The organism is Pseudomonas sp. B5(2017) (assembly GCF_002112825.1).
Taxonomy (GTDB): Bacteria; Pseudomonadota; Gammaproteobacteria; order Pseudomonadales; family Pseudomonadaceae; genus Aquipseudomonas; species Aquipseudomonas putida_Z.
This window is the reverse complement of the sequence record NZ_NEIR01000009.1, coordinates 135,467-160,782: the sequence shown is the minus strand read 5'-3', so window position 1 is coordinate 160,782 and position 25,316 is coordinate 135,467. Positions and strand designations below refer to the sequence as shown.

At 63.5% G+C, this 25,316-nt stretch carries 20 protein-coding genes; 8 read left to right on the top strand and 12 right to left on the bottom strand.

The window, feature by feature from the left end; all coding sequences use genetic code 11:
• Positions 1-21 precede the first annotated feature (21 nt).
• The gene (locus CAG00_RS15460) at positions 22-834 is read right to left on the bottom strand and encodes a crotonase/enoyl-CoA hydratase family protein (protein WP_039613165.1); all 813 of its coding nucleotides are present in this window, start codon (positions 832-834) and stop codon (positions 22-24) included.
• A gap of 150 nt (positions 835-984) precedes the next feature.
• Between CAG00_RS15460 and nhaB the strand changes: the two genes are divergently transcribed.
• The 4 genes from nhaB (at position 985) to CAG00_RS15440 (ending at position 5,067) form a co-directional block, all read left to right on the top strand.
• Positions 985-2,487, top strand: coding sequence for a sodium/proton antiporter NhaB (gene nhaB, locus CAG00_RS15455; RefSeq protein ID WP_085664669.1), 1,503 nt, complete (start codon positions 985-987; stop codon positions 2,485-2,487).
• 202 nt (positions 2,488-2,689) lie between these two features.
• Positions 2,690-3,304 (top strand): dihydrofolate reductase family protein, encoded by a 615-nt coding sequence (locus CAG00_RS15450; protein ID WP_085664668.1) that lies wholly within the window; start codon positions 2,690-2,692, stop codon positions 3,302-3,304.
• Positions 3,305-3,384: 80 nt separating this feature from the next.
• On the top strand, positions 3,385-3,930 hold the full coding sequence (locus CAG00_RS15445) for a lipocalin family protein (RefSeq protein WP_085664667.1): 546 nt from the start codon (positions 3,385-3,387) through the stop codon (positions 3,928-3,930).
• Between the two features lie 177 nt (positions 3,931-4,107).
• A complete protein-coding gene (locus CAG00_RS15440) occupies positions 4,108-5,067 on the top strand; it encodes a ribonuclease Z (RefSeq protein WP_085664666.1) in 960 nt (319 codons plus the stop codon).
• A 44-nt stretch (positions 5,068-5,111) separates the two neighbouring features.
• Here the strand turns inward: CAG00_RS15440 and CAG00_RS15435 are convergent, their stop codons facing one another.
• Together CAG00_RS15435 and CAG00_RS15430 are read right to left on the bottom strand one after the other, a co-directional pair.
• A complete protein-coding gene (locus CAG00_RS15435) occupies positions 5,112-6,395 on the bottom strand; it encodes a Zn-dependent hydrolase (RefSeq protein ID WP_085664665.1) in 1,284 nt (427 codons plus the stop codon).
• 137 nt (positions 6,396-6,532) lie between these two features.
• Positions 6,533-8,023: an NCS1 family nucleobase:cation symporter-1 gene (locus CAG00_RS15430; RefSeq protein WP_025339793.1), complete on the bottom strand. Its 1,491-nt coding sequence runs from the start codon at positions 8,021-8,023 to the stop codon at positions 6,533-6,535.
• 342 nt (positions 8,024-8,365) lie between these two features.
• Between CAG00_RS15430 and hydA the strand changes: the two genes are divergently transcribed.
• From hydA to preA, 3 genes are all read left to right on the top strand, one after another.
• Positions 8,366-9,805: a dihydropyrimidinase gene (hydA, locus tag CAG00_RS15425; RefSeq protein ID WP_063912606.1), complete on the top strand. Its 1,440-nt coding sequence runs from the start codon at positions 8,366-8,368 to the stop codon at positions 9,803-9,805.
• 164 nt (positions 9,806-9,969) lie between these two features.
• Complete coding sequence (locus CAG00_RS15420) at positions 9,970-11,337, top strand: NAD(P)-dependent oxidoreductase (RefSeq protein WP_085664664.1); 1,368 nt, start codon at positions 9,970-9,972, stop codon at positions 11,335-11,337.
• Complete coding sequence (gene preA, locus CAG00_RS15415) at positions 11,338-12,612, top strand: NAD-dependent dihydropyrimidine dehydrogenase subunit PreA (protein ID WP_085664663.1); 1,275 nt, start codon at positions 11,338-11,340, stop codon at positions 12,610-12,612.
• Positions 12,613-12,759: 147 nt separating this feature from the next.
• On the opposite strand, the gene CAG00_RS15410 is transcribed toward preA, so the two are convergent.
• From CAG00_RS15410 to gnd, 4 genes are all read right to left on the bottom strand, one after another.
• The gene (locus tag CAG00_RS15410; protein WP_015270992.1) at positions 12,760-13,380 is read right to left on the bottom strand and encodes a TetR/AcrR family transcriptional regulator; all 621 of its coding nucleotides are present in this window, start codon (positions 13,378-13,380) and stop codon (positions 12,760-12,762) included.
• Positions 13,381-13,598: 218 nt separating this feature from the next.
• Positions 13,599-15,413: a glycoside hydrolase family 15 protein gene (locus CAG00_RS15405; RefSeq protein ID WP_085664662.1), complete on the bottom strand. Its 1,815-nt coding sequence runs from the start codon at positions 15,411-15,413 to the stop codon at positions 13,599-13,601.
• 145 nt (positions 15,414-15,558) lie between these two features.
• Positions 15,559-17,064: a glucose-6-phosphate dehydrogenase gene (zwf, locus tag CAG00_RS15400; protein WP_085664661.1), complete on the bottom strand. Its 1,506-nt coding sequence runs from the start codon at positions 17,062-17,064 to the stop codon at positions 15,559-15,561.
• Positions 17,061-18,095, bottom strand: a complete 1,035-nt coding sequence (gnd, locus tag CAG00_RS15395) for a phosphogluconate dehydrogenase (NAD(+)-dependent, decarboxylating) (protein ID WP_139832786.1) — start codon at positions 18,093-18,095, stop codon at positions 17,061-17,063. Before gnd ends, zwf begins: the two co-directional genes overlap by 4 nt.
• 152 nt (positions 18,096-18,247) lie before the next feature.
• On the opposite strand from gnd, the gene CAG00_RS28810 reads away from it, so the two are divergent.
• On the top strand, positions 18,248-18,415 hold the full coding sequence (locus CAG00_RS28810) for a DUF6026 family protein (RefSeq protein ID WP_003258397.1): 168 nt from the start codon (positions 18,248-18,250) through the stop codon (positions 18,413-18,415).
• Positions 18,416-18,457: 42 nt separating this feature from the next.
• Here CAG00_RS28810 and CAG00_RS15390 read toward each other — a convergent pair whose 3' ends face one another.
• The 5 genes from CAG00_RS15390 to CAG00_RS15370 are packed head-to-tail and all read right to left on the bottom strand — an operon-like array spanning position 18,458 to position 24,429.
• On the bottom strand, positions 18,458-18,715 hold the full coding sequence (locus tag CAG00_RS15390; RefSeq protein ID WP_176240889.1) for a PAAR domain-containing protein: 258 nt from the start codon (positions 18,713-18,715) through the stop codon (positions 18,458-18,460).
• A gap of 54 nt (positions 18,716-18,769) precedes the next feature.
• Positions 18,770-19,732, bottom strand: coding sequence for a PoNe immunity protein domain-containing protein (locus CAG00_RS15385; RefSeq protein WP_085664658.1), 963 nt, complete (start codon positions 19,730-19,732; stop codon positions 18,770-18,772).
• Positions 19,733-19,747: 15 nt separating this feature from the next.
• Complete coding sequence (locus CAG00_RS15380) at positions 19,748-20,704, bottom strand: PoNi-like cognate immunity protein (protein ID WP_085664657.1); 957 nt, start codon at positions 20,702-20,704, stop codon at positions 19,748-19,750.
• Between the two features lie 9 nt (positions 20,705-20,713).
• Positions 20,714-22,117, bottom strand: a complete 1,404-nt coding sequence (locus tag CAG00_RS15375; RefSeq protein ID WP_176240888.1) for a hypothetical protein — start codon at positions 22,115-22,117, stop codon at positions 20,714-20,716.
• On the bottom strand, positions 22,114-24,429 hold the full coding sequence (locus CAG00_RS15370) for a type VI secretion system Vgr family protein (RefSeq protein WP_085664656.1): 2,316 nt from the start codon (positions 24,427-24,429) through the stop codon (positions 22,114-22,116). Before CAG00_RS15370 ends, CAG00_RS15375 begins: the two co-directional genes overlap by 4 nt.
• Positions 24,430-25,316 lie beyond the last annotated feature (887 nt).

The following is a 25,316-nucleotide window of genomic DNA, read 5'->3' as shown; positions in this document are numbered from 1 at the left end:
ACTGCGCGTCCCCCGGCCTGATCAGTCGGCGAACGTCGGTTTCTGTTTGCTCATGTGCGCCGCCACCGCCACGCGCAGGTCTTCGGACTGCAGCATCGCGGCGTTCCAGGTGGCGATGTACTCCAGGCCATCGTCGATGCGATGGTCACGCATGTAGCTGAGCATTTCCTTGGTGCCGGCCACGGCGATCGGCGATTTTGCGGCAATCTCGCCGGCGATGGCAAAGACCCCGTCCATCAGCGCGGCCTGATCATCATAGACCCGGTTGACCAGGCCGATGCGCAGCGCCTCTTCGGCCTCGACATTGCGCCCGGTGAAAGCCAGCTCACGCATCATGCCGTCACCGATGATACGAGGCAAACGTTGCAGTGTGCCGACATCGGCGGCCATGCCCATGTCGATTTCCTTGATCGAGAACTGCGCGTCGCTGCTGCAGTAGCGCATGTCGCAGGCCGAGATCAGATCGATGGCGCCGCCAATGCAGTAACCCTGCACCGCGGCCAGCACCGGCTTGCGGCATTTGTCCACGGCATTGAACGACGCCTGCAGGCGCAGGATGGTGCTGCGCAGGAAGCGTGCGTTACGGCCGACGTCCTTGCCCATCTGCCCGGCCAGCGAAGCCAGCATCATCAGGTCGATACCAGCGGAAAAATGCTTGCCGGCTCCGCTGATCACCACCGCCCGCACCGCGTCGGTGTCGTCGACCCACCGGAAGATGTCGATGATCTCCTCCCAGAAGGCCGCGTTCATCGCATTGCGCTTGTCCGGGCGGTTGATCTGAACGTGGGCGATGCTGTTGGTCAGTTCGACCTTGAATGCGCTGTACTCGGTCACGGGCGGCACTCCTGCGGGTGAAGGGTTCATGGCACGGATGGTAACCCACCCCGATGACCGCACTTGTGCCAAAAACGGGACTGTACGCCTTGCCTAAGACGCGCTGATCCGGCACCGTGCGCCATCGCCGAATCATAAGGATACAAATTCATGTCGCGCTCCCTGACCGGCGCCCTCGCCCACAGCTTTCTGGGCCAGTCGCCGCTTTGGTACAAGGCAGTCATCTGCCTGTTCCTGACGCTCAACCCGCTGCTGCTGGTGACCGTAGGCCCGGTCGCTGCCGGCTGGGCACTGGTGCTCGAATTCATCTTCACCCTGGGCATGGCCCTGAAGTGCTACCCGCTGATGCCTGGCGGCCTGCTGCTGGTCGAAGCCCTGCTGTTGCAGATGACCACCCCGCAAGCCCTGTACGAAGAGCTGCAGCACAACTTCCCGGTGATCCTGCTGCTGATGTTCATGGTCGCGGGCATCCACTTCATGAAGGAACTGCTGCTGTTCCTGTTCTCGCGCATCCTGCTGGGGGTGCGTTCGAAGGCGATCCTGGCGTTGCTGTTCTGCGTGCTGTCGGCATTCCTCTCGGCGTTTCTCGATGCGTTGACCGTGACCGCCGTGATCATCAGCGCCGCGGTCGGTTTCTATGCGGTGTACCACCGCGTCGCCTCCGGGGCCAACCCGCGCGAAGACAGTGCGCTGGACAGCGACCAGCAGGTCGCACAGTTGCACCGTGAAGACCTCGACCAGTTCCGCGCCTTCCTGCGCAGCCTGCTGATGCATGGCGCGGTGGGTACCGCCCTGGGCGGCGTGTGCACGCTGGTGGGCGAGCCGCAGAACCTGCTGATCGGCCATGAGATGGGCTGGCACTTCGCCGATTTCTTCCTGAAGGTGGCACCGGTGTCGCTGCCGGTGCTGGGCGCCGGCTTGCTGACCTGCGTGCTGCTGGAGAAGTTGCGCCTGTTCGGCTACGGCACGTTGATGCCCGAGCCGGTGCGTCAGGTACTGGCCGCCTACGCTGCCGAGGACGATGCTGCACGCACCACTGCCCAGCGCATCGCGCTGTGGGTGCAAGGGTTCGCCGCACTGATCCTGATCGTCTGCCTGGGGCTGCACGTCGCCGAGGTCGGCCTGATCGGCCTGATGGTGATCGTGCTGATCACGGCATTCACCGGCATTACCGACGAACACCGCCTGGGCCGTGCCTTTCAGGACGCCATGCCGTTCACCGCATTGCTGGTGGTGTTCTTCGCCGTGGTGGCGGTGATTCATCAGCAGCAATTGTTCAGCCCGTTGATTGCCTGGGTGCTGGCGCTGCCGGCCGAGCAGCAACCGGGCATGCTGTACCTGGCCAACGGCCTGCTGTCGGCGATCAGCGACAACGTGTTCGTTGCCACCATCTACATCACCGAGGTGAAGCAGGCGTTCCTCAATGGCGGCATGAGCCGCGAGCATTTCGAGACGCTCGCGGTGGCGATCAACACCGGCACCAACCTGCCGAGCGTGGCGACGCCGAATGGGCAGGCGGCGTTCCTGTTCCTGCTGACTTCGGCAATCGCGCCGCTGATCCGGCTGTCGTATGGGCGAATGGTGTGGATGGCCTTGCCCTATACCGTAGTGATGGGTGGGCTGGGGTGGTGGGCGGTGACCTACTGGCTGTGATGTAGCTTGTACCGGCCCTATCGCCGGCAAGCCAGCTCCCACAGGTTTTACGCTGCACTCAAGGACTGTGGTGCACCTGTGGGAGCTGGCTTGCCGGCGATAGGGCCAGTGCAGACAAAGCACAAGGCCCTGTCGATTCTGCTGCCTGCCATTCGACTATCCCATGCCCCCAGCCACCCCGGCTGCCAACAGGAGAGTCCCCATGCGCAAACTCATCGTAGCCGCCTTCATCAGCCTCGACGGTGTCATGCAGGCCCCCGGTGGCCCGCAGGAAGACACCAGCGGCGGCTTCACCTACGGCGGCTGGATCGTGCCCTACGCCGAGGAAGTCTTCGGCCAGGCCATGCAGGCCCTGTTCAGCCAGCCCTTCGAGTTGCTGCTGGGCCGGCGCACCTACGACATCTTCGCCGGCTACTGGCCAAAGGTAAAAGACAGCTCGGAAGACTTCTCCATCGCCAACCTGTTCAACAGCGTGCCCAAGCACGTGGCCACCCACACTCCCGCAACCCTCGACTGGCACAACAGCCATGCTCTGGGCGAAGACATCACAGCAACGGTCCGCGCCCTGAAACAACAGGACGGCGCCAACCTGCTGACCCAGGGCAGCAGCGATGTGGTGCAGCAACTGCTGGCGGCGGGCCTGGTCGATGAACTGCAACTGCTGATCCACCCGTTGCTGCTCGGCCACGGCAAGCGACTGTTCGGGGACGATGCTGCAGCGGCGGCCTTCACCCTGCAGCACTCGCAGGTTTCGCCCAAGGGCGTGGTCATCGCCCGTTACGTGCGTGCCGGCGAAGTGCAGACCGGTTCGTTCTGAAAGGCACGATTGCGTACAACTTTTGCCTCTCGCTCGCATCGAAACACAGGTAAGCCCCGTCCGTATCAAGGAGGTTCACCATGGCGCTACGCACCACGCTGCTGTTTTGCTGCATGACCCTGGCCCTGCTCGGCTGCGCCGGCAACGATCACCCGGCGCCGCCGCGCACCCAGCAGGTCGACCTGCAACGTTACCAGGGCACCTGGTACGAACTCGCGCGGCTGCCGATGTTCTTCCAGCGCAACTGCGTGCAGTCCGAAGCGCACTATGGCCTGCGAGAGGACGGCCGCCTCGACGTGACCAACCGCTGCCAGGAAACGGACGGCCAGTGGAACCAGGCCAAGGGCATCGCCGAAGCCCAGCAACCGGGCAGCACCGACAAGCTCTGGGTGCGCTTCGACAACTGGTTCAGCCGCCTCGCGCCCGGCCTGACCAAGGGCGAGTACTGGGTGCTGTACCACGACCAGGACTACCGCGTAGCCTTGGTCGGCCACCCGAACCGCGAATACCTGTGGCTGCTTTCGCGCACGCCCGCGGTCACCGACCAGCTGCGCGAGCAACTGCTGACGATTGCCCGGGAGCAAGGCTATGACACCAGCAAGCTGATCTGGCGGCAGGCCGAGTAGGCAAGACCTGGCGGGCCATCGACGACATGCGGCAAACCGGCTAAGGTGTGCGCCCTTACCACCTCGAAGGAACGAGCCCGTTGAGTACCACTCCGCTACCTGCACCCCTTATCCGTCCGACACCCATCCGCCCGCTGGTGCTGACGTCACTGCTGGACTGAAACAAGGAGCCAGACCATGGATTTGCTGTTCCTGGGCACCTCCGCCGGCGTGCCGACCAAGGCACGCAACGTCAGCGCCACCGCAGTGATCGAAGCCAGTGGCAGCCACTGGTATCTGGTCGACTGCGGCGAAGGCACCCAGCACCGGCTGCTGCATACGCCGCTGTCGATCCGCGACTTGCGCGCTATCTTCATCACCCACGTGCACGGCGACCATTGCTTCGGCCTGCCGGGCCTGCTGGCCAGCGCCGGCATGAGCGGGCGCACCCAGCCGCTGGACCTTGTCCTGCCCGCCGCCCTGCACGACTGGGTGCGCCAGGGGCTGGTGGCCAGCGATACCTTCCTGCCGTTCGAACTGCGCCTGCTGGCCGTGGAGGAGCTGGTGGAATGGCACAGTGACGCCCTGGAAGTGACTAGCGTGCAGCTGTCGCACCGGGTGCCGAGCGTCGGCTTCGTGTTCACCGAGCTCAACCCCGAACCGCGACTGAACATCCCGCGCCTGGAAGCCGAAGGTATCCCCCGCGGCCCGCTGTGGGGCGAGCTGGCCAAGGGTTTGACGGTGCAGCATGGCGGGCGGCGGCTGCACGGCAAGGATTGCCTGCGCCCTTCGCGCCCGCCGCGGCGAGTGATCGTGTGCGGCGACAACGACAACCCCGAATTGTTGGCCGACGTCACCAAGGGCGCGGACGTGCTGGTGCACGAAGCCACGTTCACCCAGGCGGTGGTAGAGCGCACGGGGGTAACCTTCGGCCACAGCACCGCGGCTGCGGTGGCGCGCTTTGCCGAAACTGCGGGCGTGCGCAACCTGGTGCTGACGCATTTCAGCGCCCGCTACCAGAACGACCCACGGCGCAGCCCGAGCATCGACAATGTGCGCGACGAAGCCCTCGCCCACTACAGCGGGCAGCTGACCCTGGCGCAGGACCTGCAGCGCTATCACATCGGGCGCGATGGCTGTCTTGAGCCCGCGGGATGAATTGTGGCGAGCACATGCGAAGCCCTCCACAACCAGCCGCTCCACTATGCCGCCAACCGCCCACTGGCAATCGCCTCCGACGCCGCCAGCATCGCGCGCAGCAACACCGCGCAGCCCGCGGCCAGGTCCTCGGGCGTGGCGTTCTCGATCTCGTTATGGCTGATACCGTTCTCGCACGGCACGAAAATCATCCCCGCCGGCCCCAGTTCGGCCAGGAAGATCGCGTCGTGCCCCGCGCCGCTGACGATGTCCATGTGCGGCAGGCCCAGCGCCTGCGCCGATTGGCGCACGGCTTCGACACAGGCCTTGTCGAAGTACAACGCCGGGAAATCGGCCGTGGGTACCAGTTCGTGGCTCAGGCCATGCCGGGCACAGGTCGCCTCGATCACCGCGCGCACATCGGCAATCATCGCATTCAGCTGCTCACCCTCCAGATGACGGAAATCCAGGGTCATGCGCACCTCGCCCGGGATCACGTTGCGCGAGCCCGGGTAGGCCTGCAGGCAACCCACCGTGCCACAGGCATGGGGCTGGTGGCCGAGGGCGGTGCGGTTGACTGCCTCCACCACCGCCGCCGCGCCGACCAGGGCGTCCTTGCGCAGGTGCATAGGCGTAGGGCCGGCATGGGCCTCGACACCGCGCAGGGTCAGGTCGAACCACTTCTGGCCCAGCGCGCCCAGCACCACGCCGATGGTCTTGCGCTGATCTTCGAGGATCGGGCCCTGCTCGATATGCGCTTCGAAGTAGGCACCCACCGGGTGGCCTGATACGGCGCGCGGGCCGGCGTAGCCGATGGCGTTCAACGCCTCGCCAACGCTGACACCCTGAGCGTCGCGCTTGGCCAGGGTTTCCTCCAGGGTGAACTTGCTGGCGAACACCCCGGAACCCATCATGCACGGCGCAAAGCGCGAACCTTCTTCGTTGGTCCACACCACCACTTCCAGCGGTGCTTCGGTTTCGATGCCCAGGTCGTTGAGGGTGCGGAGCACCTCCAGCCCAGCCATCACTCCGAAGCAGCCGTCGAACTTGCCACCTGTGGGCTGGGTGTCGATATGGCTGCCGGTCATCACCGGGGGCAGCTTGGGGTTACGCCCCGGGCGACGGGCGAAGATGTTGCCGACGGCGTCGATGCTGACCGTGCAACCGGCGGCCTCGCACCACTGCACGAACAGGTCGCGGGCCTGGCGGTCGAGGTCGGTCAGGGCCAGGCGGCAAACGCCGCCCTTGGCGGTGGCACCGAGACGGGCCAGGTCCATCAGGGACTGCCACAGGCGGGTGCTGTCGATGTGGTGCTGGGTGGATTGCAGTACATGTTGGGCTGGGGTCATGGGATTTTCCTCAGGCATTTTTGTTGTCTGTGCCGGCCTCTTCGCGGGTAAACCCGCTCCCACAGGTACAGCGTTGGCCTCAGGACCTGCGCTGTACCTGTGGGAGCGGGTTTACCCGCGAAGAAGCCAGCGCGGTCTCACGGCAAGGGCTTGGCCACCCGCGCCGGGCTGCGCGCGACCACGCCGGCGAAGAGGTAATACAGCGCCCCGCCCAGCAGCGAACCGGTGAACCAGCCGTAGTCGTAGAACCAGCTGAAACTGCTGTTGCCAATGGCCATCACGGTCAGCGCGACCGGCAACGCAAAGGCGGCAAAACCGGCCCAGTTCCATGCCGGGTACACGTCGTCGCGGTACAGCCCGGCCAGGTCCAGCTTCTGCCGGCGGATCAGGAAGTAGTCCACCACCATGATCCCGGCGATCGGCCCCAGCAGGCTGGAATAGCCCAGCAGCCAGTTGGAGTACACGCTCTCCAGGCTCAGGTCGGAGACGATCCAGCCCAGCTTCTTCAGCAGCTCATGGCCCATCAGCGCCAGGCCGATGAAGCCGGTCAGCCACACCGCGCGGCTGCGCCCGATCAGGCGTGGGGCGATGTTCTGGAAGTCGTTGGTCGGCGACACGATGTTCGCTGCGGTGTTGGTCGACAGCGTGGCGATCACGATCAGCGCCATGGCCAGGGCCACCCAGAACGGGCTGTGGATCTTGCCGATCAGGCTGACCGGGTCGGACACGGTCTCGCCAACCAGCGATGCCGAAGCAGCGGTGAGTACCACGCCCAGCGCGGCGAACAGGAACATGGTCAGCGGCAAGCCGAAGATCTGCCCGAGAATCTGGTCCTTCTGGCTGCGGGCGTAGCGGCTGAAGTCGGGGATGTTCAGCGACAGCGTGGCCCAGAAACCGACCATGGCGGTAAGCCCGGCGCAGAAGTAGCCGAGCATGTTCGCCCCTTCCGGGCGCTTGGGCGGCTGGGCCAGCAGTTCGGTCATCGACATGTGCGGCAAGGCCCAGAACAGCAGGCCGACGCCGACCGCCACCAGCAGCGGTGCCGAAAGCGTTTCGAGCCACTTGATCGACTCGGCGCCGCGCAGCACCACCCACAGGTTCAGGCACCAGAAGATCATGAAGCCGATCACCTCGCCGGTGCCGCCCAAAGCTTTCCAGCCGTCGAACACCGAGCCCAGGAACAGGTGGATGGCCAGGCCGCCGAACATGGTCTGGATGCCGAACCAGCCACAGGCGACCACTGCCCGGATCAGGCATGGCACGTTGGAGCCGAGGATGCCGAACGACGAACGCAGCAGCACCGGGAACGGAATGCCGTACTTGGTGCCAGGGAAGGCGTTGAGGGTGAGCGGGATCAGCACGATCAGGTTGGCCAGCAAAATCGCCAGCAAGGCCTCGCCCACGCTGAGGCCGAAGTAGGCGGTGAGCACGCCGCCGAGGGTGTAGGTGGGCACGCAGATGGACATGCCCACCCACAGGGCGGTGATGTGCCATTTGTTCCAGGTGCGCTGGTGCACCTTGGTCGGGGCGATGTCGTGGTTGTAGCGCGGGCTGTCGAGGACATCGCTGCCCTCGGACAGCTCGAACAGGCCATCCTGCTCGACCACTTCCGATCTGCTCTGCTGCATGGGGGCCTTCTCCAGATGTTCTTGTAGTTGTTTGCCCATCGGGTTGATGCGATGGCCGGAGTACACACGCTTTATGTGCTTGAAAATCTCGACCAGATTTTCATCTTGTCAAGTCAGTCAACGTTTCAAAAAGCCCCGTAGTCAGCACCGCAAAACAGATAATCTCCTTAATTTCAATGAGTTAAAAACCACAAAATTAATGGGAAAATTTTCTTGCTGAATACCGTATCTGCATCTAGCCTCCAATCTTGTCAGGTCTGACAGGATTAACCGCCCTGCACGCCCTGCATCAAGACAATTCCAAGAACCGGCCCAGACCGGTCAGCCTGCGAGGAAAACGGCATGTCCCTGTTGATCCGTGGCGCCACCGTGGTCACCCACGAAGAGAGTTACCCCGCCGATGTCCTGTGTGCCGATGGCCTGATCCGCGCCATCGGGCAAAACCTCGAACCGCCCACCGACTGCGAGATCCTCGACGGCAGCGGCCAGTACCTGATGCCCGGCGGCATCGACCCGCATACCCACATGCAACTGCCGTTCATGGGCACCGTGGCCAGCGAGGACTTCTTCAGCGGCACCGCCGCGGGCCTGGCCGGTGGTACCACCTCGATCATCGACTTCGTCATCCCCAACCCGCAGCAGTCGTTGCTGGAGGCCTTCCACACCTGGCGCGGCTGGGCGCAGAAAAGCGCCAGCGACTACGGCTTCCATGTCGCCATCACCTGGTGGAGCGAGCAGGTGGCCGAAGAAATGGGCGAACTGGTGGCCAAACATGGGGTAAACAGCTTCAAGCACTTCATGGCCTACAAGAATGCGATCATGGCCGCCGACGACACCCTGGTGGCCAGCTTCGAGCGCTGCCTGCAACTGGGTGCGGTGCCCACCGTGCATGCCGAGAACGGCGAACTGGTGTACCACCTGCAGAAAAAACTGCTGGCCCAAGGCCTGACCGGGCCGGAAGCCCACCCGCTGTCACGCCCCTCCCAGGTCGAGGGCGAGGCGGCCAGCCGCGCCATCCGCATTGCCGAGACCCTGGGCACGCCACTGTACCTGGTGCATGTTTCCAGCCGCGAAGCGCTGGACGAAATCGCCTATGCCAGGGGCAAGGGCCAGCCGGTGTACGGCGAAGTCCTGCCCGGCCATCTGCTGCTGGATGACAGCGTCTACCGCGACCCGGACTGGGCCACCGCCGCAGGCTACGTGATGAGCCCACCGTTCCGCCCGCGCGAACACCAGGAGGCGCTGTGGCGCGGGCTGCAGTCGGGCAACCTGCACACCACCGCCACCGACCATTGCTGCTTCTGCGCCGAGCAGAAAGCCATGGGCCGCGACGACTTCAGCCGTATCCCCAACGGCACTGCCGGCATCGAGGACCGCATGGCGGTGCTGTGGGATGCCGGGGTGAACAGCGGGCGCCTGTCGATGCATGAGTTCGTCGCGCTGACCTCCACCAACACCGCGAAAATCTTCAACCTGTTCCCGCGCAAAGGTGCCATTCGTGTTGGTGCCGACGCCGACCTGGTGCTGTGGGACCCGCAAGGCACGCGTACCATTTCGGCCAAGACCCACCACCAGCAGGTGGACTTCAACATCTTCGAAGGCCGTACCGTGCGCGGCATCCCCAGCCATACCATCAGCCAGGGCAAGGTGCTCTGGGCCGATGGCGACCTGCGTGCGGAAAAAGGCGCGGGCCGGTATGTGGAACGGCCGGCGTATCCGTCGGTGTACGAGGTGCTGGGGCGCAGGGCCGAAGTGCAGCGGCCGACGCCCGTCCAGCGCTGAAGCCATTGGGGCTGCTGCGCAGCCCATCGCGACGCAAGGCCGCTCCTACAGGAGTGCGCGGTTCCTTGTAGGAGCGGCCTTGTGTCGCGATGGGGCGCGCAGCGGCCCCAGAAACCACCGCAATGCTTGTCGCCTGCATCCATAAAAATAGAGAGGCTACAACCGTGATCGACGCCCTGAACCACTTGCCGCGCCCACGGGCCGGCGCCGACCAGCTGGCCGAGCGCTTCAGCGACCTGGCCCCACCCCTCACCGCCCGCCAGGCTGCAGTCGAAAGCGCACGCTGCCTGTATTGCTATGACGCCCCTTGCGTCAACGCTTGCCCCAGCGACATCGACATCCCGTCGTTCATCCACCGCATCAGCGACGAAAACCTGCAAGGCGCCGCCGAGCGCATCCTCTCGGCCAACATCCTCGGCGGCAGTTGCGCCCGCGTCTGCCCCACCGAAATCCTTTGCCAGCAAGCGTGCGTGCGCAACAACGCGCAGGAATGCGCACCGGTGCTGATCGGCCAGCTGCAGCGCTATGCCCTGGACAACGCCCAGTTCACCGAGCACCCGTTCCAGCGCTCGCCGGCCACTGGCAAGCGCATCGCCGTAGTGGGTGCCGGCCCCGCCGGGCTGTCGTGCGCCCACCGCCTGGCCATGCACGGGCATGATGTGGTGGTGTTCGAGGCCAGCGACAAGGCCGGTGGCCTCAACGAGTACGGCATCGCCCGCTACAAGCTGGTGGACGACTACGCCCAGCGTGAAGTGGAATTCCTGCTCGGCATAGGCGGCATCGAGATCCGCCATGGCCAGCGCCTGGGCAGCAACCTCGGCCTGGGCGAACTGCGCGATCAGTACGACGCAGTGTTCCTCGGCCTGGGCCTGAATGCCGTGCGCCAGCTCGGCCTGCCGGATGAAGAGGCCCCCGGCCTGCTCGCCGCCACCGCATACATCCGCGAACTGCGCCAGGCCGACGACCTGAGCCAGCTGCCCCTGGCCGACCGCTGCCTGGTGATCGGCGCCGGCAACACCGCCATCGACATGGCCGTGCAGATGAGCCGCCTGGGTGCCCGTGACGTCAACCTGGTGTACCGCCGTGGCCATGCCGACATGGGTGCCACCGGCCACGAGCAGGACATCGCCAAGGCCAACCAGGTACGCCTGCACACCTGGGCCCGCCCCGATGCCGTGCTGCTGGACGACAGCGGCAAGGTGCGCGGCATGCGCTTTGCCCGCACCGAGCTGGCAGACGGCCGCCTGCGCGACACCGGCGAAACCTTCGAACTGGCCGCCGATGCCATCTTCAAGGCCATCGGCCAACGCTTCGACGACGCCAGCCTCGGCGACCCGGTGGCCGCACAACTGGCTCGCGACGGCGAGCGCATCCGCGTCGACGAAAGGATGCAAACCAGCCTGCCGGGCGTATATGCCGGCGGCGACTGTACCGCCCTGGGCCAGGACCTTACCGTCCAGGCGGTGCAACACGGCAAGCTGGCCGCCGAAGCCATCCATGCCCAACTCATGCTCAACGTGGAGGCTGCGTAAATGGCCGACCTGTCCATCGAATTTGCCGGCATCAAGGCACCCAACCCCTTCTGGCTGGCCTCCGCACCGCCAACCGACAAGGCCTACAACGTGGTCCGCGCCTTCGAGGCCGGCTGGGGTGGCGTAGTGTGGAAAACCCTGGGCGAAGACCCGGCGGCAGTCAACGTGTCGTCGCGCTACTCGGCGCATTACGGCCCCAACCGCCAGGTGCAGGGCATCAACAACATCGAGCTGATCACCGACCGCTCGCTGGACATCAACCTGCGCGAAATCACCCAGGTGAAGAAGGACTGGCCCGACCGCGCGCTGATCGTGTCGCTGATGGTGCCGTGCGTGGAAGACTCGTGGAAGTTCATCCTGCCGCTGGTGGAAGCCACCGGGGCCGATGGCATCGAACTGAACTTCGGCTGCCCGCACGGCATGCCGGAGCGCGGCATGGGTGCTGCGGTCGGCCAGGTGCCGGAGTACGTGGAGATGGTCACCCGCTGGTGCAAGACGTACTGCTCGCTGCCAGTGATCGTCAAACTCACGCCGAACATCACCGACATCCGCCAGTCGGCGCGCGCCGCGCACCGTGGTGGGGCCGATGCAGTGTCGCTGATCAATACCATCAACTCGATCACCAGCGTCGACCTCGATCGCATGGTCGCCCACCCCATCGTTGGCGACCAGAGCACCCATGGCGGCTACTGCGGTTCGGCGGTGAAACCGATTGCCCTGAACATGGTGGCGGAAATCGCCCGCGACCCGCAAACGCGCGGCTTGCCGATCTGCGGCATTGGCGGCATCGGCAGCTGGCGTGACGCAGCCGAGTTCATGGCCCTGGGCAGTGGCGCCGTGCAGGTGTGCACGGCAGCGATGCTGCACGGCTTCCGCATCGTCGAGGACATGAAGGACGGCCTGGCGCGCTGGATGGACCAGCACGGGCACCGCAACATCGAGGCGTTCCGCGGCCAGGCGGTGGGGCATACCACCGACTGGAAGTACCTGGACATGAACTACAAGTCGGTGGCGCACATCGACCAGCAAGCATGCATTGGCTGCGGGCGCTGCCACATTGCCTGTGAGGATACTTCGCACCAGGCGATTGCCAGTACGCTGAAGGCAGACGGCACGCATGCCTACAGCGTGATCGAGGAGGAATGCGTGGGCTGCAACCTGTGCCAGATCACCTGCCCGGTGGAGAGCTGCATCGAGATGGTGGCTCAGGATACCGGCAAGCCGTACCTGAACTGGACGCAGGACCCGCGTAATCCCTACCGCGAGGCCAGTTGAGGCAATTGGGACTGCCTTGCAGCCCTTCGCGGGCACGCCCGCTCCCACAGGGATCGCGCCGCTTGGGAGGGCAGCGAAACACCTGTGGGAGCGGGCGTGCCCGCGAAGGGCCGCAAAGCGGCCCCAATCGCTCAGCGTACAACGACCTCAAGGCTCCAGCCCAATCCCCCGCAAGATCACGCTGGTCACCGTCTGTACGGCATTTTCAAAGGCCATGTCCGACAACGCCTCCCCGCCATTGAGCAACGTCACCTGGTAACCAAAGTCGGCATAGTGCTGGGTCGAGGCCCAGATCATGTACAAAAGCGCCGACGGCTCCACCGGCAGGATGCGCCCCTCCTCCACCCAGCGGCGGATCTTGGCTTCCTTCAGCTTGGCCCAGGGCACCAGACTTTCATCCAGGTTCACTCCCAGCACCGGCGCCCCATGCAGCATCTCTTCGGCCCAGATCTTCGAGCCCAGCGGCCGCGAGCGCGAGTGGCCCATCTTCGCCCGGATGTAACTGGTCAGCACCACGCGCGGGTCGTCGAAGTTCTCGAAGCACAGCGCGTCCTGCTTCCACACATCCAGCAGGTCCTGCAGCACCGCGCGGAACAGGTCGTCCTTGGTGCTGAAGTAATAATGCAGGTTGGAACGCGGCAACTCGGCCTGCTCGGCGATATCACCCATCGAGGTGGCGCCGTAGCCCTTCTCGGCGAACACCTTTTCCGCCGCCTGCAGAATCTTCTCGATATTGCGCCGGCGGATTTCGATCTTGTGGTTGGCCATCAGGCTTGGGCCGTCCACACCGCCAGCTCATAACCGTCTGGGTAGATGAAAATGAACACCATGTTGTCGATCTGCCGATCAGTACCGCGAATGCCCATGTGTGCTCCGTGCCGAAGGGGTTTGCCCTAGTCTACTCCGCTTACTCCAAGCCAGCGCAATCCCTGTAGGAGCGGCCTTGTGTCGCGAAAGGGGTGCGTAGCGCCCCCGGGATTTCAGCCTCACTGCATGAATTGCCGGGGCTGCTTTGCAGCCCGATCACGCACCGGGCACTGTGCGCGGTGCAGGTTCAGTGCGGTGTTGATGATGCCGATATGGCTGAACGCCTGAGGGAAGTTGCCGAGCATGCGCTGGCCCGCCGGGTCGTACTGTTCGGCCAGCAGGCCAAGGTCGTTGCACAGGCCGGTCAGGCGTTCGTACAGTGCCTGCGCTTGTGCCTGGCGGCCCAGCAATACATACACGTCGGCCAGCCAGAACGAACACACCAGGAAGGTGCCCTCCCCGGGTGTCAGGCCGTCGCTGCAGCGGTCACTGTCATAGCGCAGCAGCAGGCCGTTTTTCAGCAGGCGCTGCTCGACCTGTTCGAGCGTGCGCAAGAAGCGTGGGTCATCCGCCGGCAGGAAGCCGGTCAGGGCGATGTGCAACAAACTGGCGTCCATCTCGCTCGAGCCATAGGCCTGGACGAAAAAGCGGCCGCTGGGGTCCAGGCCCTGCGCGCACACTTCACGACGAATCTCGTCAGCTACCTGGCGGTAATGCCGCCCGCGCTCGCGGCCTTCCTCGGTGGTGTCGGCCAGCCCCGCGGCACGGTCGAAGGCCACCCAGGCCATGACCTTGGAGTGCACGAACTGCTGCCGGCCGCCGCGCACCTCCCAGATGCCCTCGTCCGGCTGGCGCCAGATGCGCTCGACGTAAGGCAGGATCGAGCGGGCGATGGCGGCGCTGCGCGGGTGGCGGGGCAAGCCGCCCTTGATTGCCTGGGTCATGGCATCGGCGAGTTCGCCATAGATGTCCAGCTGCATCTGCGCTGACGCTGCATTGCCCACCCGCACCGGTTGCGAGTGCTCGTAACCGGCCAGCCACGGCAAGGTGTATTCCTGCAGGTCGCGCTCGCCGGCCAGGCCGTACATGATCTGCATCTGCTCGGGGTTGCCGGCCACCGAGCGCAACAGCCATTCGCGCCAGGCCTGGGCTTCGTCGAAGTAGCCGAGGTTCATGAAGGCCAGCAGGGTCATGGTCGCGTCGCGCAGCCAACAGAAGCGGTAGTCCCAGTTGCGCTCGTGGCCGATGCGCTCGGGCAGTGAGGTGGTGACGGCGGCAACGATGCCGCCGGTGGGCGCGTAGGTCATGGCCTTGAGGGTCAGCAGCGAGCGGCGCACCAGGGCGGAGTATGGGCCCACCTGTGGGCAGCGGGCGGCGAAGGCCTGCCATTGGTCGATGGTCTGCGCCAGCGCTTCGTCGCTATCACAACCGGGCTGCACTGGCAGGTGCGAGGGCTGGTGGCGCAGGCTGAACACCTGACGTTCGCCCGCACCAACGCGAAAGCGCGCGACGGTGTGCTGGTCACGGGCATGCGGGGGGACGGTGCTGCACAGGATCAGCCGGTCGGGGCCGGCGACGGCGCTGAGGGTCAGCGGGTCGAGCCGTTCCACCCAGGGCACGCTGCGGCCGTAGTCGAAGCGCATGACCAGGTCCATTTCGAAGTTGGTTTCGCCAGCGAGGCCCTCGACGATGCGCACCAGCGCGTTGGCCTCGCCCAGCGGCATGAAGTCGAGCACACGGGCGCGACCGGTGGCGGTGACCCAGGTGGTTTCCAGCACCAGGGTGTCGTCCAGGTATTGGCGGCTGCTGTGTTCGACCGGGTCGCAGGGGGCCAGGCGCCAGCGGCCGTTTTCCTCGTTGCCCAGCAGTGCGGCGAATACCGCGGGGGCGTCGAAGCGTGGCAGGCACAGCCAGTCGAGCGAGCCATCGCGGCTGACCAGGGCGGCGCTGCGGCAGTTGCCCAGCAGGGCATAGTCTTCGATGTGGGCAGGCATTGGGGCTCCTTTGTGTGTTTGCCTGTGCTGGCCTCTTCGCGGGTAAAACCCGCTCCCACAGGTACATCACAGGCCTTGAAACCATCGATATCCCTGTGGGAGCGGGTTTACCCGCGAAAGGGCCGGCACAGGCTCTACAAAAAACTCACCCCAACCGATGCCACTCGCGCTTGTCCCGCACCAGCAACTCATTGCCGGCCTCGGGCCCGTCTTCACCGGCCGGGTACTCATGCACCTCGCCGCCCTGGGCCCAGGCATCGAGGAACGGCTGCACCGCGCGCCAGCCGTTCTCGATGTTGTCAGCCCGCTGGAACAGGGTCTGGTCACCGGTCAGGCAGTCGTAGATCAGCGTCTCGTAGCCGGTCGCCGGGGTCATCTTGAAGAAGTCCTTGTAGGCAAAGCCCAGCTCGACGTTCTCCATCACCAGCTCCGGCCCGGGGCGCTTGGCCTGCAGGTCGAACCACATGCCTTCGTTGGGCTGGATCTGGATCTTCAGGTAATTGGGCTTGGGCCGCTCCAGCTCCGACTCGCGGAACTGCGCATAAGGCGCCGGCTTGAAGCAGATGGCGATCTCGGTATCACGCACGCTCATGCGCTTGCCAGTGCGCAGGTAGAACGGCACGCCGGCCCAGCGCCAGTTGTCGATCATCACCTTCAGAGCCACATAGGTCTCGGTCTGGCTATCCGCCGCGACGTTGGCCTCGTGGCGGTAGCCGGGCAACTGCTTGCGCCCCTGCTTGCCGGCACTGTACTGGCCACGCACGGAGTTTTTCAGGGCCATCTTCGCCGACCATGGGCGGATGGCGCCGACCACCTTGGCCTTTTCGCTGCGCACGGCATCGGCGGCGAACGCGGCCGGGGGTTCCATGGCCACCATCGCCAGCAACTGGAACAGGTGGTTGGGCACCATGTCGCGCAACGCCCCGGTGCTGTCATAGAACGCACCACGGGTCTCGACGCCGACGGTTTCCGCGGCGGTGATCTGCACATGGTCGATGTAGTGGTTGTTCCAGAACGATTCGAACAAGCCGTTGGAGAACCGGCTGACCAGGATGTTCTGCACCGTCTCTTTGCCCAGGTAATGGTCGATGCGGTAGATCTGCCGCTCGCCCATCACCTTCAGCAGGCAGGCGTTGAGCGCCTCGGCGCTGGCCAGGTCGGTGCCGAAGGGCTTTTCCACCACGACCCGGCGAAAGCCGCCGGCCGATTCGTCGAGCAGCCCGGCCTGCCCCAGGCGCTGCGCCACTTCGGGGAAGAAGCGCGGCGAGGTCGCCAGGTAGAAGATGGCGTTGCCGTGGCGGGTTGTGTCGATGCGCCTGGCGAGGGCCTGGTAGGTGGCCGGGTCGAGGAAATCGCCGGTCTGGTAATCCAGGCGCTTGGCCAGGCGTGCCCACAGCTTCTCATCCAGGCACTTGGCCCTGCCCTCGCCACCTTTGTCACGCTCGACCATGAACGCATGCAGGCGCTCAGCGAATTCCTCGGCAGTGGCCGGGTTGTGGTCGACACCGACGATACGCAGGTTGCGGTCCAGCAGACCGTCACGGCTGAGGTTGTAAAGCGCCGGCATCAGCAGGCGCTTGACCAGGTCGCCATTGGCGCCGAACAGGAACAGAGTACATGGCGGAGCGGCCGGAATGCTCTGTTTGGTCATTCGGCTTTTTTCTCGACGTGGCCACCGAAGCCCAGGCGCATGGCCGAGAGAATCTTGTCACCATAGGTGCCTTGCTGCTGGCGCGAGCGGAAGCGGGCGAACAGCGCGCTGGACAGCACCGGTACCGGCACCGCCTGCTCGACGGCGGCGTCGATGGTCCAGCGGCCTTCACCACTGTCGGACACCGAGCCACTGAACTGCGACAGCTGCGGGTCGGCCACCAGCGCATCGGCGGTGAGGTCGAGCAGCCACGAGGTGACCACGCTGCCACGCCGCCACACTTCGGCGATTTCGGCCACGTTCAGGTCGAAACGCTGGTCTTCCGGCAGTTCGTTGCCGCCCTTGCTGCGCAGCAGGTCGAAACCTTCGGCATAGGCCTGCATCAGGCCGTATTCGATGCCGTTGTGCACCATTTTCACGTAGTGCCCGGCACCGGGTGGGCCGGCGTGGATGTAGCCGTGTTCGGCACGCTGGTGCTCGCCGCTGCGGCCATGGGTACGCGGGATGTCACCCACGCCCGGGGCCAGCGCCTTGAACAGAGGCTCCAGACGCTCGAACACGTCCTTTTCGCCACCGATCATCATGCAGTAGCCACGGTCCAGGCCCCACACACCACCCGAGGTGCCAACATCCAGGTAATGCAGCCCGCGCTTGGCCAGCTCGGCGGCGCGGCGCATGTCGTCCTTGTAGAAGGTGTTGCCGCCATCGATGATCGCATCGCCCGGCTCCAGCAGTTCGGCCAGTTGGGCGATGGTCTGCTCGGTGGGCTCGCCAGCGGGCAGCATGACCCACACCGCGCGCGGTGCTTTCAGCTTCTGTACCAGCGCACCGAGGTCGTGCGCACCCTGGGCGCCCTCGCCCTCCAGGCTGGTGATGGCCTCGCGGTTGCGATCGTGTACCACGGTGCGGTGGCCGGCGCGCATCAGGCGCCTTGCGATATTGCCGCCCATGCGGCCCAGCCCGATGATTCCCAGTTGCATGAGCCGATGCTCCCCTTTCGAAATAAATGACAACACAATCCAGCTTTTCAGATTAGTCCAGCGAACCGCTCGAGGGTTCAGCGACGAACGGCGAGACCACGATAAACAAAAAAGTTCCCAAGACCTGCGAAAGAATTCAAAATGCGCCCGCGTGAAGCGTCTACGCTTTGACTTGTCACTAGCCAATACCGCGAGGTGTGCTCATGGGTACCTTGATGCCTGCAACCCCAACCCAGACCCTCTATGTCTCCGTGCGCCGTGATGAGCTGCGTAAACTGAAGGACGAACGTGACCAGCTGCGTCAGCAGGTCGCCCAACTGAACCTGCTGCTGGCGCAGGCGCGCACAGACGGCAAAGCCGTTACCCTCTGAGTTTGCCCCTCCCCTGTGGGAGCCGAACTGCTCCCACATCGCTCAATCGAGCAGCCAGCTATTATCGCCATTTTCCAAGGTACCGCCATGACTGGTGGCATCGCCGACCCTGGCAAGCGGCTGCCCATCATCCATCATCAGTGCCGAGCCGCTGGTAATCACCGCCCCACACCCGAGCCTGTCGCCAACCCTGGCGGCTGCCCTGCCGTTGACGAAGAACAGACTGGAGCCGCTGCTGATGCTGGTCGGGCCGCACAATGGGCAGTGGTGAGTGTGACCCAGCAGAACGATGGCAGGCATTGTTGCCACTCCCGAATCATGTGAGGCGCCAGGCACGCATGCCGGCAGCGCCAATCAGAACGTTCTCGACAGCCGCCAGTGCACGACCTGGCCATCGATCTCAGGGAACGGTACCTGGTGCATGAACACCTGCTCGCCCACCATGCGCTCGACGCAGACGTAGTACCCTGGCCATGGGCAAGGCGTGCCGGAAGGCCAGCCTGGGGCATCCTCGCGCCTGGCGGTTTCCGGGTCGCGGAACTGCTTGCCCAGGCGTCGGTAATGCGCCCTTTCGACGAGCGCCTGCGGGTAAAAGCGGGGAGCGCTTTCCAGGGCATCACCCTGCACAGACCATAAAAACGCCACCAGTGCCGCCTCGAAGGCCCAATAACCCAAGTGGTCACTCCGTGCCCGGGTGTGGCGCTCGTGCCAGTAGCAACCGTGCGCATTGGCGTACCACTGCCCGAGATAGTGCATGAGCGCGTCATGCTGCGCGGGGCCTTTCAGGTCGAGGCACTCCAACAAGGCGCCGTAAGGTTCGGGGTGAAGCAATGAGGTGCCTGGGTAGGCCTTGCCAAGCCGCTGGAACAGGCGATGCAGCAGCAGGTCGGGGCTGCGCTCGTCGTCCTGGTTCAGCCAGCCCAGTACCTGGTCGACACGCTCGGGGTAACCGCACAGCACCGCCAGCGACAGCAGCCACAAGGCAAGCCGGTATTCATCCGACACCCACGGGCGCAACTGCTCGCTGGTTGCCGGGTACGCCGAAAAATGCCGGGCGAACTGGGCAAACGCATAGTCTGCATAGGCCTCCACCAACTCCATCGGCTCGCCACCGGAATACCGCTGCACTGTCAGCTCCAGTGCCATGTGTGCCCAGTCGCGGCTAAGGCCACGGTAGTGATGCCTGTGCTCGGCTGGCCCGATCAGCAATGCCTGGGCGTCAGGGTCGGCGAATTCCTGCTCTTTTTCACGCGTCGAAGCCAGGTAATGCTGCTCGACCATCCACGGGTCGCGCTTGATGCTGTCGAACTGGCCCATTGGCCCTCCCGCACGCTATAAGCCTTTCACCAAGCGCCAAACCAGAGAGCGCCCATTTTCGCTCGGCATCTCTACACCTTGCATGAATGTCTGAGGCCCCACCGCCCATTCATCACATACCCACACCCCCGTGCGCGGGCAAATTTCGCCCGACCTGGCAAGCGCATCCGAATACGGCGCGCTTTGCAGTTGTTCAGGGAAGCTTTTGATAACTTGACGCTTGCGAGCATCGTCTACCAAATCCTTCGGGTAGAAAGGAAGATCTCTATAGGGCGTATCGTCGACGCCCCACAACACAGTGACCAATCCTGCCTCAAAGGCCCAATAGCCGAAGAAACCCGCATCGCTTCGTGCCTTGTGCCGGTCATGCCAATAACAGTTGCGCATGCCGCGATACCACTGCTTCAGGTAACTACGCACTGCCTGTTGCTGCTCATCCTTCTCGGTAGTTACGGCATTGAGCAATTCATGGTAGGGGCGCTCATGAATCAACGTACTCCCGGGGATCGTCACCCCCACACGGGAAAACAGTTGCCGCAACAGGATGTCCTCACCGTCATCTGGGGCTTCACTCAAAAAACCTGCGATTTGCCTGATGCGCCCGGGCTTGTTGAACAGCACTGCAAACGATAGAAGCCAGAGTGTGTACTGATAGGCATCCGACTCCCACAGTTTCAAGCTGAAACTCGGATAAGCTTGCTTGTGACGTTGAAACTGGGAAAACATGTGATCCGCGTAAAACTCAAGCGCTTCAATGGGTTCCCCTCCCGAATATAGAGCAATGAGCAACTCCATAGATTGAAAGCACCACCTCCAGCTCAACATCTTGACATTTACATACTCGGGACGCTCAATTTCGAGAAAAGACTCAGCCTGGCGCTCTACATAATTCTCCTTCCAAAAAGAAACACTATCGAGATAGGCTGCCTCTTGCAAAAAAGGCTCACGCTTGACCCGATCAAATCCAGTCATTACACACCCCTATTGGATCACATCATCGATAAATTTAGCATTTTCGTCGAGCTTGACTATTTTCGTTACCACACCACCTTCATCTACGATCATTAACCAACGTTCATATCCGGCGAATGCAACTTCTTCCGCCTGTTTTTTCCCAAGCTCCAAGTCAAGTCTCGGCTCAATCCACGCATCACTCATCTGCCTGGCACTCGGAAACCCCTTACTCCCCTTTGTAACCGGCAAACTACCCGGCGAAAACGCGCCCCCCGTTCGATACTTGGTCTCGGTAATGATGAACGGCGGCGGTGGATGGGCATTACGATAGACGCCATCCAGCCCGCGCCCGGTAGGTTTCATTTGCAGGCTGCGAGGCCCACGAGCGGCCGACAGCAGGTTCTCATGGCCTTTGCCGAGCATGTACTGATCACTGACCACCTCCCCATAAATGCCCTTCTGCGCCCGGGTCGCCGTGGAATGATCGAACACGTGCACATTGGCGCCATGCGTGGCAGCTGCTGCAGAGGTGGGCACTGGCGGGCCGAGCGCACCCTCGGGGCGCTCGAGGTAACGCGGACGCATGCCAATGCCAGAAGTCACCCGCCCACCACTCATCGCCATGTGCACCGGCTTAGGCGCATGCACCCCGGCCTGCGCAACCTGCGCGGGCAGATCGCTGGCCTGTTCCAGCACCTTGGCCAGCCTGGCGTCGAGTTGCATCAACGCCCGTGGGATTTCCCGCACTGCATGCACCTGCACCGCGTAGAACTGCGCTTCCATGGCCTGCAGCCGCACCAACAGGTGCGCGGCCGCCTGGTTGAAGGGCCAGTTGCCCAGGTAGCTGCGAAGCTTTGCCGTTGCCGCGATGACCTTGGTCAAGAACTGGTTCAGATAGGCCAGCAAATCCTTTTCATAGCTCGTGAACCTGACCTGGCGCAGCCAGAACTCCACGCTGCCGCGGGCGAACTTGCCAAGAAACGCAACCACGGTCCGCAAGATGATCTGGCTTTCACGAATAAGCAGCAGGCACAGACCTCGCAGAAACGCTGCCGCTTCCTGGCCGACCAATGCACCTGCCACCGAGCCCACGGGGGTACCCACCGCCCCCACCACGGCACCGATGATCGGCGCGATCAAGGTAAGCAGGCAGGCAACCAGCAGCACCCACTCCTGCCACTGTGGCGGCTGCGCCGTTGCCTGGCTGTCATCCGCCGTGTAGCGCTTGCCCAAGCGCAGGCACACTGCGGCCAGGTCACGGGCGCTGAGCACGATCACCACCCCAGGCACCAACGACAGCAGCATGTCGGCAATGACCACGCTCAGTGGCCGTTCCTCGGCAAACTCGCCCAGCACCAGGTCACGCAGCCAGCCAAAGCCGCCCGCCACCCTTTCCACCGCTTCATCCAGCCAGTCAGCAGCGGAGTTCATGACTGGCCACCTGCCGAGGTGCAGCCGGCAAGCAACGCCTGCAAGGCAGCATCCGGCTCGGTTGCGGTCGTCAGCTGCAGCGAGCCTTGGCCAACCTCGTAGCGCACCTGGGCGCTGCAACCGGGGGTAACGCCAGCCAGGCGGGCATAGCCGTTCTGGTCGACCATACCCTGGCGCTGGGTGCCATCGGACAACGTCGCCACGTAGGCCGTGCCCGCAATTGGCGTACCGTCGGCATGCACCAGGCGAAACTCGATTTCCTCCTGCGACGGTGCAGGCGGCTCACCGTAACGTGCAGGCGCCTTTACCTGGGCGATGGCATGCAACAGCAGAGGCTCGGGGCAACCGATTTCGATGCGGCCATCACCCAGTTTGATGAAGGCCCCGCCGCAACTCAGGGTCAGCGATGTTCGGCTATCGATGTGCACATGGCCGTGATGGCTGGTGATCGACACATCGTCATTGGCATCGACCCGCAGTTGCCCGCCGACCTGCACACGCTTGTCCTGCGCGACCTGCTCGCTGGCCTCAAGGCCAACCATCACGCTCAACGCCCCGCCAACGGCCAACGACTTGCCCAGGCCTATGCTTTCGACTTTGCCAAGGGCGACCGTTTCGCTCTTGCTGGCGCCGACCTTGACACTGCGGTTGCCACCTATGTGCACCACTTCGTCATGCTCGACGCGCTCGCTACGATCATTGCCGATGAGCGTGGTTTCGTTGTGTTTCACGACGTTGTTCTGGTCGCGCTCGGCATGAATGAATACTTCCTGGCGCCCCAGTTCGTCCTCGAAGCGCAACTCGTTGAAGCCATCGCCTTTATGGGTCTGGCTCTTGATGGTCATGCGGGTCTTGTGTTCGGGCAGGTCGTAAGGCGGCAGCTGGTCACCGCAGTAGGTGCGCCCTGTGATCATCGGCTGGTCAGGGTCGCCATTGACGTAGTGAACAATCACATCCTGGCCAATACGCGGAATGGCCATTGAACCCCAACTGCCACCGGCCCAGCCTTGCGACACCCGCACCCAGCAGGAACTGAATTCGTTTTTGCTGCTTTCACGGTCCCAGGGGAAGCTGACCTTGACCCGCCCCCACTGGTCGCAAAAAATCTCTTCGCCCGGCGGGCCGACCACGGTGGCCATGTGCGGGCCATCGATGCGCGGCTTGGCCAAGGGTGCCGGGCGCCATTCGGCCATGCCTTGCACCAGCAGCGCATCGTTCACATAGCAGGTACCTTGTTCGGCGCCGGCGGCTTCTTCCTGCAGGCTGGTGAACTGCGTACCTTCGTGGCACAGGCTGATCACGCGCCAGTGCACATTGAGGTCTTCGCGCGGGTGGCCGACGAGGGTGAAGCTCAGGCCTGGCTGCAGGCGCACGTCATCGCCCTGTACTTCGGCCAGGCGGGCGTCATGGCGCAGGGCCGTCAGCCGCGTTTCAGTGAAGGGCTTGCCGACCGCATCGCGCTTGTAGCGGCCCGGGTAATCAAAAAACTCGTAGTCCAGCGACTGGTGCGTGATTCCGCTGGCCTGAGCCTTGTGCTCCTGGCGATAGGCCGGGTTGGTGAAGGTGTAGTCGCGCTGCACCTGCTGCGCGGTACGAACCTGCTCGCAGTAGCGCAAACGCCGCAGGCAGGCACGGGCTTGGTCGCCACCGCTACTGGCGTGGTACAGCACCTTGTCGGGGCCGAGATCATCTTCATCCAGCCAAAGCGCCTCCTCATCTACGGTCTTTAGCGTGCCCCGGCTGAGCAACCCAAGCGATAGCAGGCGATCGGTAACGATCAGCGTGTGGTGCCTGGCGCAGTGCGCAAAGCGGTAGACGAAGCCCTCTTCAGCGGCAAGGCGATGGATGAAGTCGAGGTCGGTTTCCCCTGCCTGGACACAAAACTCACGCACCTGGTGTTCGGCGCTGCTATTGAGCTCAAACCGGGCAATGCCCTGACGCTTGAACATCAGTTCAAGAATCTGCGGCACGGTTTTCTGCTGGAAGATGCGCCAGTTCGAACGCAAGCGGGCACGGGCCAGTTGCGGCTCGACCACAGCGTGGTAGCGCGTGCGACAGAAGCCGGTTTCACCTTGGCTGAAGGCACTGACCAAGCCATGCACATGACGCAGTGGCCGGTCTGCGCAATAAAGGGTGAATAGCGCAGGTTTGTCGAGCACCTGGCCGAAGTCGACATCACTGTCGTAGCTGACAAGTTCAAGGCTCAGCACAAATGGCTGGCTGATAGCTTCTTCCAGCTTGAATGAAACCACTTCGAACTCCGTGCGCCCGGCGAGCGCCTGAAATCCGAAACGAAAGTCCGACTGTTTCATGAGTTGCTCTACCCGCCATCATGTTTACCGGCGAAAAAACAACCACATCCTGGCTTTCTTCAAGATGAGTACGTCGAATGAAAATTGCCCGTCGCCAACGTTCAAGCCGGCTAGATCCGTGGCATTGGCGGACTTGACCGATAACGACAGTGAGGATGAGGCAGTGACTGAAGAGCAACTTAAACCGTACCGCCCCGCCATGACAGGAACGATGGGTTTCATGCATTGACGATTTCGTAGGAAATTTCCTAAAGCATCAACTTACAAACTTTTGCGCGTGCGAGTCCGCTCACTGAAACACCCAAAATTCAAGCCAGGAAAATAATAAATACAGTTACTGAAAAGTTCGCGAAACAGCCCCTTTCATTCATCCTGAAATCACTTGGATTCCGAAATGCACCATTCTGTTGGAGGGCGATGACCTTGGCACCCCTCAAGCGCACCAAAAAGGTGCATGACTGGCAGAAATTGGGGCATGCCGTCTGCCCCCCATCCACCGCTCCAGCCCCTGCATTCACATCCGGTCACAAACGCCAACGTTTGCGTCTATTCCGCGGCACGACAATGGTGACCAGCGGGTCACCTTTTTATCTCTTTCTCTCCTACACTCGGGTTTCGGCCCGCCATTTGCTCAACGGAAGAGTGACGAAAAAAAGTCGAACTTTCCGGAACGCGGGCAGGTCAGGAACTAAGTAGGCCAAACGCAAAGGGACTTCCCAGCATCGGCCCACACACCCCAACCAGCGCAATCGCCTTCGGCCGGAATGCCGATCGCGCCGTGCCTGCGCGCACGACCCTGGGGCATGGAACGCACTACGCAGAATCCAGAATCAGAGAGAACCAACACGAAACATCGCCACGGGTGCCAGCACCCGGCCAAGCATAGG

Coding starts and splice junctions, on each gene's coding strand:
- CAG00_RS15445 (WP_085664667.1), top strand. CDS start 3,385: ATGGCGCTACGCACCACGCTGCTGTTTTGCTGCATGACCCTGGCCCTG.
- CAG00_RS15375 (WP_176240888.1), bottom strand. CDS start 22,117: ATGAACTCCGCTGCTGACTGGCTGGATGAAGCGGTGGAAAGGGTGGCG.
- CAG00_RS15450 (WP_085664668.1), top strand. CDS start 2,690: ATGCGCAAACTCATCGTAGCCGCCTTCATCAGCCTCGACGGTGTCATG.
- CAG00_RS15430 (WP_025339793.1), bottom strand. CDS start 8,023: ATGCAGCAGAGCAGATCGGAAGTGGTCGAGCAGGATGGCCTGTTCGAG.
- zwf (WP_085664661.1), bottom strand. CDS start 17,064: ATGACCAAACAGAGCATTCCGGCCGCTCCGCCATGTACTCTGTTCCTG.
- CAG00_RS15410 (WP_015270992.1), bottom strand. CDS start 13,380: ATGGCCAACCACAAGATCGAAATCCGCCGGCGCAATATCGAGAAGATT.
- CAG00_RS15390 (WP_176240889.1), bottom strand. CDS start 18,715: ATGCCTGCCATCGTTCTGCTGGGTCACACTCACCACTGCCCATTGTGC.
- CAG00_RS15380 (WP_085664657.1), bottom strand. CDS start 20,704: ATGACTGGATTTGATCGGGTCAAGCGTGAGCCTTTTTTGCAAGAGGCA.
- nhaB (WP_085664669.1), top strand. CDS start 985: ATGTCGCGCTCCCTGACCGGCGCCCTCGCCCACAGCTTTCTGGGCCAG.
- CAG00_RS28810 (WP_003258397.1), top strand. CDS start 18,248: ATGGGTACCTTGATGCCTGCAACCCCAACCCAGACCCTCTATGTCTCC.
- CAG00_RS15440 (WP_085664666.1), top strand. CDS start 4,108: ATGGATTTGCTGTTCCTGGGCACCTCCGCCGGCGTGCCGACCAAGGCA.
- CAG00_RS15370 (WP_085664656.1), bottom strand. CDS start 24,429: ATGAAACAGTCGGACTTTCGTTTCGGATTTCAGGCGCTCGCCGGGCGC.
- CAG00_RS15435 (WP_085664665.1), bottom strand. CDS start 6,395: ATGACCCCAGCCCAACATGTACTGCAATCCACCCAGCACCACATCGAC.
- hydA (WP_063912606.1), top strand. CDS start 8,366: ATGTCCCTGTTGATCCGTGGCGCCACCGTGGTCACCCACGAAGAGAGT.
- preA (WP_085664663.1), top strand. CDS start 11,338: ATGGCCGACCTGTCCATCGAATTTGCCGGCATCAAGGCACCCAACCCC.
- CAG00_RS15405 (WP_085664662.1), bottom strand. CDS start 15,413: ATGCCTGCCCACATCGAAGACTATGCCCTGCTGGGCAACTGCCGCAGC.
- CAG00_RS15385 (WP_085664658.1), bottom strand. CDS start 19,732: ATGGGCCAGTTCGACAGCATCAAGCGCGACCCGTGGATGGTCGAGCAG.